This window comes from Devosia insulae DS-56, from assembly GCF_000970465.2.
Taxonomy (GTDB): Bacteria; Pseudomonadota; Alphaproteobacteria; order Rhizobiales; family Devosiaceae; genus Devosia_A; species Devosia_A insulae.
On the sequence record NZ_LAJE02000247.1, the window covers coordinates 1 to 9,732 of the forward strand.

At 64.8% G+C, this 9,732-nt stretch carries 7 protein-coding genes; 6 read left to right on the forward strand and 1 reads right to left on the reverse strand.

The window, feature by feature from the left end; translation table 11 throughout:
• Nucleotides 1-57: 57 nt before the first annotated feature.
• On the forward strand, nt 58-1,086 hold the full coding sequence (locus tag VW23_RS17780) for a hypothetical protein (protein WP_141728377.1): 1,029 nt from the start codon (nt 58-60) through the stop codon (nt 1,084-1,086).
• Here VW23_RS17780 and VW23_RS17785 read toward each other — a convergent pair.
• The gene (locus VW23_RS17785; RefSeq protein ID WP_141728378.1) at nt 1,049-2,077 is read right to left on the reverse strand and encodes a LacI family DNA-binding transcriptional regulator; all 1,029 of its coding nucleotides are present in this window, start codon (nt 2,075-2,077) and stop codon (nt 1,049-1,051) included. The genes VW23_RS17780 and VW23_RS17785 overlap by 38 nt on opposite strands.
• Nucleotides 2,078-2,285: 208 nt before the next feature.
• On the opposite strand from VW23_RS17785, the gene VW23_RS17790 reads away from it, so the two are divergent.
• The 5 genes from VW23_RS17790 to VW23_RS17810 all read left to right on the forward strand — a co-directional run bounded on the left by VW23_RS17790 (nt 2,286) and on the right by VW23_RS17810 (nt 9,683).
• Nucleotides 2,286-5,030: a glycoside hydrolase family 2 protein gene (locus VW23_RS17790; RefSeq protein WP_069910891.1), complete on the forward strand. Its 2,745-nt coding sequence runs from the start codon at nt 2,286-2,288 to the stop codon at nt 5,028-5,030.
• A 209-nt stretch (nt 5,031-5,239) separates the two neighbouring features.
• Entirely contained in the window at nt 5,240-6,322 is a 1,083-nt protein-coding gene (locus VW23_RS17795) for an ABC transporter ATP-binding protein (RefSeq protein ID WP_069910892.1), read from the forward strand.
• Nucleotides 6,323-6,516: 194 nt separating this feature from the next.
• Nucleotides 6,517-7,797, forward strand: a complete 1,281-nt coding sequence (locus tag VW23_RS17800; protein ID WP_069910894.1) for an extracellular solute-binding protein — start codon at nt 6,517-6,519, stop codon at nt 7,795-7,797.
• Nucleotides 7,798-7,863: 66 nt separating this feature from the next.
• Nucleotides 7,864-8,787 carry a carbohydrate ABC transporter permease gene (locus tag VW23_RS17805; protein ID WP_069910893.1) on the forward strand — a complete coding sequence of 308 codons (924 nt, stop codon included), beginning with the start codon at nt 7,864-7,866 and terminating at the stop codon, nt 8,785-8,787.
• A gap of 65 nt (nt 8,788-8,852) precedes the next feature.
• The gene (locus VW23_RS17810) at nt 8,853-9,683 is read left to right on the forward strand and encodes a carbohydrate ABC transporter permease (RefSeq protein WP_425285220.1); all 831 of its coding nucleotides are present in this window, start codon (nt 8,853-8,855) and stop codon (nt 9,681-9,683) included.
• The last annotated feature ends 49 nt before the right edge of the window (nt 9,684-9,732 follow it).

Genomic DNA, 9,732 nt, shown 5'->3' on the forward strand with positions numbered 1-9,732 from the left:
CAGTGATCCTCCCCCGCCACGCGGGGGAGGATCACTGAGAGTCCCGTGGAACCGAACGTGAAAAGCCCTAGCCCAACCCCCAACCGCGCCGCCGACCTCGACCTGCTCAAGACCCTGCTGGTCATCGGCATGGTCGGCGCCCACGTGGTCCAGCTCATCACCTTCCGCGCCAGGCCCGAGGCGGCGATCTTCGCCGAGTATGCCAACCTCGTCAGCTTTTCGGGCTTCCTGTTCGCCTTCGGCATCGGCCTCGGCCTGCCCAAGCCGGAGGGGCGACAGCGGAGCCTCTGGCGGCAGCTGCGGCCCTCGCTGCTGCTGTTGCTGGCGGTCTATGCCTCGTCCTTCGCCTTCGCTTTGCTGGTCGACCGCAAGAAGCTCGAGCCGCAGCTGATCCTCGACGTCGTCACCATGCAGCGGCTGTTCGGCTGGAGCGAGTTTCTCGCCACCTTCTTCATCTTGTCGCTGCTGACCCTCGTGGCGCGCCCGGTGCTGCTCACCATCGGCCGCAACCCCTGGCTGCTGGTCGTCGTGACGCTGGCCTGCCTCGCCACCACCTTCTACACCACTGGCGCCATCATCCCGCTGCTGCCGACGCTGGTCAGCCATACCGGCTTCGCCAATTTCCCGCTGCTCTGCTACCTGCCGTGGTTCCTCCTCGGCATCTGGTACGGCAGCCATCCGGTGCGGGCCTGGCACTTCGTGCCGGCGCTGGCGATCACTGGCTATCTCTACTGGGTGACGATCCAGACCGGGCAATTCCCCAACCGTTTCCCGCCGACCATCCTGTGGATCGTCGGCCCAGCGGCCATTCTCCTCGCCTATCTGGCGCTCTGCCGCTTCGTCGCGGCGCGGGTCAGTATCCCCGCCCCGCTGCTGACGCCCGGCCGGCACGTGCTGAGCTTCCTGGTGCTTTCCAATATCGGCTTCTTCGCCACCCGCTATTTCATGGGGAAGCCCGTGCGCAGCACGCTGATCGCCGTGCTGGTGACCGTCGGCGTGCTCGTGCTGCTGTCGGCGGGCTGGTACGCCTGGGAGCGGCTGCGGAAGGCTACTCGGCCGCAGCCCGCACCGGCACCGGCCCGATAGAGCCGCGGCTGATCAGCGGGCACTCGATCTTCACCCGCCGCGGCGAGGCAGCGGGGAGCTGTTCGTCGAGCAGCGTGCCGACGGCCCAGCGCGCCATCTCTTCGTGCGGCAGCACCACGGTCGAGAGCGGCGGATTCATATACATGCTGGTGTCTTCGTCATCGAAGCCGACGACGGACATATCGTCCGGCACCCGCAGCCCGCGCGCCTGCAACGCGCCATAGGCGCCGACCGCCATGCGGTCATTGAAGGCGAAGATGCCGGTGGGTGGGTTGGGCATATCGAGCAGCCGCGTGGTCAGGTCGCGCCCGCCATGGATGGTCCAGCCGCCGCGCATGATCAGGTTCTCGTCGACCGGCACGTCCCATGAGGCGAGCGCCTGGCGATAGCCGCGTTCGCGGTCGTCGGCCGCCTGGATCCAGCTCTCGCCGGCGAGATGGGCGATGCGGCGGTGGCCGGCTTTCAGCAGCGCCTCGGTCGCCGCATAGCCGCCGGTGACGTCGGCCGGCACCACCGAGGGGTAGTAGCGCTGCTTATCGTAGCAGTTGAGCAGCACGGTCGGCACGTCGCGCAGTCGCTCCGGTACGTCGACCGATCGGGTGACGAGGCTGGCATAGAGCACGCCGATGATCTGGTTGCTGAGCAGCATGTCGAGCGCCAGGCTCTCCAGCTTGGGATCGGAGCGGGTCGAGAAGGTGGCGACCACCACATCCTGCAGCGCCGCTTCCTCGCGCGCCCCTTCGATGAACGGCATCGCGAACGGCGTGGTGGTGACTTCGTCGAGCAGCAGCCCGATCACCCGGGTCTTGTTTTCGGGCACGTGGTGCTGCGGCCCCTTGCGATAGCCCAGCGCGTCCGCGGCTTCGAGCACCCGCGCCCGCGTCGCTTCGGCGACGCGCGCATTCGGCACCCGGTTCAAGACGAGCGACACCGTGGCCTGCGAGACCCCCGCACGCTCACCGATCTCGATCATGGTCGGCCGCTTTGCCACCACTTCCCCCAACACGTCTAAAGCGTTCGCTTAACGTCTTTGCGAAGCGTTCGTTTAACGTCTTCAAAGCGCAGCATTATCAGGCTTCGAGCCGTGTGCGCAACTTCGCTTGCTAAACTCATTAGCAACCGCAACGCTTGCCAGACCGCAGGAAAGCCGGTAGCCATAGCGAAACTGCTAATAAATATTAGCTCTGCGGGAGGACTACATGATCGGCGAGACTACGGCCACCAAGGCTGGCGCAAACGCACGCGAGGAGATCTCGCTCGACGGCGCGTGGCGCTTCCGGCTCGATGGCCATGGCGACTGGCGTAACGCCACTGTCCCCGGCCCCTGGCAGGCCGAATTCGCCGACCTGCGCCATGCGACCGGCAAGGCCGTCTATGCCCGCCAGCTGTCGATCCCGGCCGCCTGGCAGGGTCGCGAGATCGCCCTCCGCTTTGGCGCGGTGAACTATTTCTCCGAAGTCCGTCTCAATGGCCGCGTGCTCGGCACCCATGAAGGCGGCTACCTGCCCTTCGAGTTTGTCATCCCGGCGGGCACCCCGGCCGAGAGCGCGCTGGAAGTGCACGTGACCCTGCCCAGCGGCGATGCCGAGGCCTATCCGGACTACCCGTTCGGTGAAATCCCGCACGGCAAGCAGAGCTGGTACGGCCCGCTCGGCGGCATCTGGCAATCGGTGAAGCTGCTGTCGCGCGACAAGCGGCACGTCGCGCATGTGGCGATCGACGCCAACCCGGACAGCGGCGAAGTCGCGCTGACGCTGACCCGCTCGGCCGCCGCGGCCGGCGCCACGGTGCGCGCCACGGTGGGCGGCGTTTCCGCCGAAACCACCGGCGCGTCGCTGACCCTGAAGCTCGATGCCCCGGCCCTGTGGTCGACCGAGACGCCGAACCTCCATACGCTGAAGCTCGAACTGATCGCCGGCGGCGAAGTGGTCGACACCACCACGCATAACTTCGGCTTCCGGAAGATCGAGACCCGTGACGGCAAGTTCTTCCTCAATGGCCAGCCGCTCTACCTGCGCGGCGCGCTCGACCAGGACTATTACCCCGATGGCATCTGCACCCCGCCCTCGCTCGCCTTCCTCGAGGATCAGCTCAAGAAGGCCAAGCATCTCGGCCTCAACCTGCTGCGCGTCCACATCAAGGTGCCGGACCCGCGCTATTACGAAGTCGCCGACCGGCTGGGCGTCCTGATCTGGACCGAAATCCCCAACGTCCAGTACTTCACTGCCGCCGCCGCGCAGCGCATGCGCGACACCATGGCCGGCATCATCGCCCGCGACGGCAACCACCCCTCGATCATCGCCTGGACCATCATCAACGAGGACTGGGGCACCCGGCTGATCGAGAATGCCGATCACCGCCAGTGGCTCAAGGACACCTATGACTGGCTGAAAGCCAAGGATCCGCGCCGTCTCGTCGTCGACAACTCGGCCTGTATCCCGAACTTCCACGTCAAGACCGACATCAACGACTACCATTACTACCGCTCGGTGCCGGAACGCCGGGCCGAGTGGGAAAAACTCACCGAAGAGTTCGCCGGCGCCGCCGACTGGACCTGGACGCCGTTCGGCGACGGCGAGCGTCGCGGCGACGAGCCGCTGGTGGTCTCCGAGTTCGGCGTCTGGGGGCTGCCGCACCCGGACCAGGTGAAGACCGCCAAGGGCGAAGAGCCCTGGTGGGCCGAAACCGGCGGCAACTGGGGCGATGGCGCGGCCTATCCGCACGGCATCCAGAACCGTTTTGCCACCTACCACCTCGACAAGGTGTTCCAGAGCTTCGGCGACTTCATCACCAACGTGCAGTGGTACCAGTTCGCCAATCTCAAATACGAGATCGAGTCGATGCGCGCCCACGCACCGATCCAGGGCTATGTCATCACCGAAATGACCGACGTGCACTGGGAAGCCAACGGCCTGCTCGACATCAACCGCAACCCGCGCGCCTTCCACGATCGCTTCGCCGAGATCAACAACGACACGGTGATCGTGCCGCAGCTGGCCCATCACGCCATCACCTCCGGCGACAGCCTCGCTCTCAGCCTCAAGGTGGCGACCGGCGGCAAGGCGGTTCCAGCAGGCGCGACGCTGAGCTGGTCGGTCGAGGGCGCGAGCGGCAAGCTCGACGTCCCGGCGACGGAAGGCCTGGCGGTCGCCGACCTCGGCGCCACCACCATCACCCTTGGCGGCAACACCCGCGTCGCCAGCATCGCGCTGAAGCTCGAAGCCGGCGGCAAGCTGCTGGCCAAGAACGAGATCCAGGTCTCGGTCTATGGCAAGCGCGCAGCCGGCCCGGCGAAGATCGCTGCCGCCAGCCCCGAACTCGCAGCCTTCGCCAAGGGTCTCGGCTATACGGTGACCACCGATACCGCTGCCGCCGACCTGGTGCTCACCCATGCGCTCGGCGCCGACGACATCGAGGCGATGCGCCACGGCGCCCGCTACCTGGTGCTGGCCGACGGTTCGGTCGAAACCCACCGGAACCTTCGAACCGATCCACCGCGTGCCGAGCCGCCGACCATGCCGGCCGGCAAGGAGCGGGCCCGCCATCTCGGCTCGGAGACCCAGCTCCCCAATATCGGGCTGGTGCTGCGCGATGGCACGCTGTGGCGCGGCGACTGGATCGCCAACTTCTCCTGGATCAAGCGGACGGGGGCATTCGCCACCCTGCCCGGCGGCCCACTACTCGATATCTCGTTCGATCGCGTCGTGCCGCACCACGTGCTGACCGGCTTCCGCTCCTGGGAATATGAGGGGCTGATCGATGCCGGCGTGGTCATCGGCTGGATCAACAAGCCGGCCGCCACCATCGCCCGCCGCACCGTGGGCAAAGGCGGCCTGGTGGTCACCACTTTCCGCCTGACCAATGACGCGCCGGGCACGGATCCGGTCGCGGCGGCACTGTTCGACGGCCTTGTCACAACCACGGCAAATCTGGAGACGGACTGAAGGAAACTGAATCAGCTTTTCGGGTAGGAAACGCAGGAAACGCGTCCTAAGCGGATGATGTTTTCCGCTAACTATCTGAAACTTAAGCTGAATTTTCTGCTTTCTTTTGATACAGGATTGACAATATTGTCAGCCGCAATAGCATCAGCACCGGCCCGCGAGATCCCCAAGGGACGCGCGGGCTGGGGACGACCCGGGAGGAACGCGATTTGGCCGATATCAGGCTCGTAAACGTCAGCAAGCACTTCGGTCAGGTCCGGGTCATCGAGAACGTTTCGATGACCATCGGGTCCGGCGAGTTCATGGTCTTTCTCGGCCCTTCGGGCTGCGGCAAGTCCACGCTGCTGCGGATGATCGCGGGCCTCGAGGACATCGACGGCGGCGAAATCCACATCGGCGACAGGCGCGTCGACGAGCTGCCGCCGGCCGAGCGTGGCGTCGCCATGGTGTTCCAGAACTACGCGCTCTACCCGCATATGACAGTGCGCGAGAACATGTCGTTCGGGCTGCAGAATATCCGCACTCCCAAGCAGGAGATTGCCAAACGCGTCGCCGCCGCGGCCAAAACCCTCGAACTCGAACACCTGATCGATAGGAAGCCCGGGCAGCTCTCCGGCGGCCAGCGCCAGCGCGTCGCCATCGGCCGTGCCATCGTTCGCGACCCCAAGGCGTTCCTGTTCGACGAGCCGCTGTCGAACCTCGACGCGGGCCTGCGCGCCCGCACCCGCATCGAATTTGCGCAACTGCATCAACGCCTCAAGACCACCATGATCTTCGTCACGCACGACCAGATCGAGGCCATGACGCTGGCCGATCGCATCGTGGTGATGAACAACCGCAAGATCGAGCAGATCGGCACGCCGATGGAGATCTACTCCCGGCCGGCCTCGCGTTTCGTCGCCGCTTTCGTCGGCTCGCCCTCGATGAACTTCCTGCCGGTGCAGCAGCTCTCCGATCGTGACGGCAAGGCTGTGATCCGGCTCCCCGACAACTCGGAAATCCTCACCGGCATCGCTTCGTCCCGCCTGCCCAGTGACGGTCAGGTGACCTTCGGCATCCGGCCGGAGTCGGTGAAGGTGTCAGCCAACGGCGCCGTCAGCGGCAAGGCCGACGTGGTCGAGCGGCTCGGCGAGCGAACCCTTGCCTATGTGCGTCTGGCCGACAATTCGGTGGTGATCGCCGAGGACGAAGGCCAGTCGCGCATCAATGTCGGCGACCAGGTGAAGCTCGATTTCGACGGCGCCTCCTCGCACCTGTTTGACAGTAGGGACGTTGCCTACAGCGCCGGCTGAAACTCGTATCCATCAATAGGGAAGATACGCCCATATGCATCCGAATTTCTGATCCATATCATAAGATAGGTCAGTAATAATGTCCCGAACGGCCACCCCACTGCTCAATGCGTAGGGCCCCGGGACAGGGACGGTCCGCACCGATCCGCAATGCGCCTACGCATGGAGCTAACCCGATGGGAGGAAATGCAATGATGAAATCGTTTCTGAAGATGGCGCTGCTGTCGACGGCCCTGCTGATGCCGGCCGTGGCGCAGGCGCAGGAAGTCGTGACCTGGTGGGACTTCCTCGGCGGCGGCGACGGCGTCCGTATGAAGGCGCTGCTCGAGAAGTTCAACGCCGAGCACGCCGGCAAGATCGAAATCCAGGCCACCACGCTCGAGTGGGGCACCCCGTTCTATACCAAGGTCCAGACCTCGGCCGCCATCGGCGAAGGCCCGGATGTGATGACCTATCACCTGTCGCGCCTGCCGCTCGGCGTCTCCTCGGGTGCGCTCAGCGAGATCACCACCGACGAGCTGACCGCAGCAGGTCTGTCTGGCGCTGACTTCGCCGAGTCCAACTGGAAGGCCGCCCAGGTCGATGGCAAGCAGTATGCGGTGCCGTTCGATATCCACTCGGTCGTGCTCTACTACAACAAGGACAAGCTGGCCGCTGCCGGTCTCATCGGCGACAACGGCCTGCCCACCGGCCTCGACGGCGTCGACAACTTCAAGGCCGCGCTGCAGAAGCTGAAGGATGGCGGTTCCGAGTACGGCATCTCGATCCACTCCGCCGCCGGCGACAGCCAGTGGCGCATTTTCTACTCGCTGCTCGGCCAGCAGGACGGTCAGTTCCTCGATGCCGACGGCAATTTCCTGTCGGGCGACAACCTCGACAAGGCCGTCAAGGCGACATCAGTGGTTGCCGACTGGGTGAAGGATGGCCTCGCTCCGGCCGCCACCGAATACCCCGCCTCGATCGCGCTGTTCACCGGCGGCAAGGCGCCGCTGCACATCAACGGCGTGTGGGAAGTCCCGACCATGACTGACCTGAGCGCCAAGGGCGAGCTCGGCTTCGAGTGGGGCGCCATTGCGCTGCCGACCTTCTTCGACCATCCGGCCACCTGGGCTGACTCGCACGCCTTCGCCATTCCCAATCGCGTCGGCAATGAAGTGTCGGCCGAAAAGCGCGCCGCCGTGCTCCAGGTCATCGCCTGGATGAACAAGAACTCCCTCGCCTGGGCCGATGCCGGCCACATCCCGGCCTACTCGCCGGTCCGTGACAGCGAAGAGTTCAAAACCAAGCAGCCGAACGCCACCTACTCGATCCTCGCCGATACCGCCGTGTTCGACCCCTCGTCGGTGCTCGCCGGCGTTGCTTCCCCGGTCTACGACGCTGCCGGCAACTACCTGATGCCCGCCGTCAACGGCGAAATCGATCCGCAGTCCGCCATGGAACAGATGCGCGACGATCTGCAGGGTCAGGTGGAGTAATCTCCAACCGGCCGGCGCCCACCCGGCGCCGGCCGGATTTTGTTTTGACTGGGGAGGCCAGAACCAATGTCAGCCGCAGCTACCGCCACCGACGTGCCGTTGCCGGCGCGCAAGAAACGCTTCAACCGCAACGAGGTGCTGGCGGCGCTGATCTTCGTTCTGCCCTTTGTCGTCGTTTATGCCGTGCTGTTCATCTACCCGACGCTGCAGATGATCTGGCTCAGCTTCCACAAGGCGCCGCTGATCGGCCCGGGCACCTTCATCGGCTTCGACAACTATGTGAAGCTGTTCAAGGACAAGCTGTTCGGCGTGGCGTTCTGGAACACCGTCTATTTCGTCCTGCTCACCGTGGTGCCCGCCACCCTCACGGCGCTCGCCATCGCCGTTGGCGTCAACCGCCTCAAGGGCTGGATGCAGTCGCTGATCCTCGCCTGCTTCTTTATTCCCTACATCCTGCCGGTCTCGGTGGTGTTCCGCGTCTGGGGCTGGATGTTCGACAGCCAGTTCGGCATCCTGCAGCCGCTGATCGCGCTGGTCGCCGGCGACAACGTGCCGGTGTTCCGCACCCTGCCGCTGTTCATGCCGACGGTGGCCTTCATCACCGTGTGGTGGACCATCGGCTTCAATATCCTGTTGTTCATCGCTGGGCTGAGGAACATCTCGCCCGAGATCTACGAGGCGGCGGCGCTCGACGGCACCTCGAAATGGCGCCAGTTCACCCGCATCACCTGGCCGCTGATCTGGCCGGTGACCGTGCTGGTGCTGACCATCCAGCTGATCGCCCAGTTCAAGATCTTCGATCAGGTCTACCTGTTCGGCAATGGTGGCCGCTCGGACGCCACCATGGGGCTGGTGCAGCTGATCTATCGGAGCGCCTTCCAGAAGAACAATGGCGGCTACGGCGCCACCGTCGCGGTCGTGCTGTTCCTCATCATCGTGGTGTTCTCCGTCCTGCAGTTCCAGATGCTCCGCGCCCGAGGTGAGAAATGAGTTCCGTCGCCACCACCCCGGCTGCCGGCGAAATCGTGGGCATGAGCCCGCGTAAGCGCCGCATCATCAAGACGCTCGACATTGTCGGGCTGATCGCCACGGTCATCACCGTGCTGGGCGCCATCTTCTGGGCCTTCCCGCTCTACTGGGCAGTGGTGACGACGCTGAAGGTCGAGAACGACATCGTGCAGCCGGGCATCGACCTGTGGCCGAGGCGCTTCACGCTCGACGCCTATACCCACGTGCTGTTCAACACCAAGATCGGCACCTGGTACATCAACTCGCTGGTGACTGCGGTGTCGGTGACGGTGCTGGTGGTGATGATGTCGGCGCTCGCCGGCTACGCCATCAGCCAGCTGAAGTTCCCGGGCCGGCGGATCCTGTGGTGGATCATTCTTGCGAGCTTCATGATCCCGATCCCGGCGCTGATCGTGAACCACTTCGTGCTGATCAGCCAGTTCAAGCTGTTCAATACCTGGCTCGGGGTGATCCTGCCGCAGCTGGTCTACGGGCCGGTGACCGTCATCATCTACAAGCAGTTCTTCGACAGCGTGCCCAAGGAGCTGCGCGAGGCGGCCAAGATCGACAACGCCAACGAATTCCAGATGTTCTTCAAGCTCTATCTGCCGATGAACTGGGGCATCACCACCGCGCTCGCCATCATCACCTTCATCGGCGCCTGGAACCAGTTCCTGTGGCCCTTCCTCGCCGTCACCGACGAGAAGATGATGAACGTCACCGTCGGCATCACCCAGGTCACCGATGCCTTCGGCGTCAAGTATGCCCGCGATCTCGGCAGCGCCATCCTCGCCGGCCTGCCGGTGGCCATCGTCTACCTGATCTTCCAGCGCAAGGTCACCGAGGCGATCATGCTGTCGGCGGGGATCAAGGGGTGATCTGCTGCCCGGCCGGCTGCTGGCGCTGGTGGCTGTGGACCCCCACCCC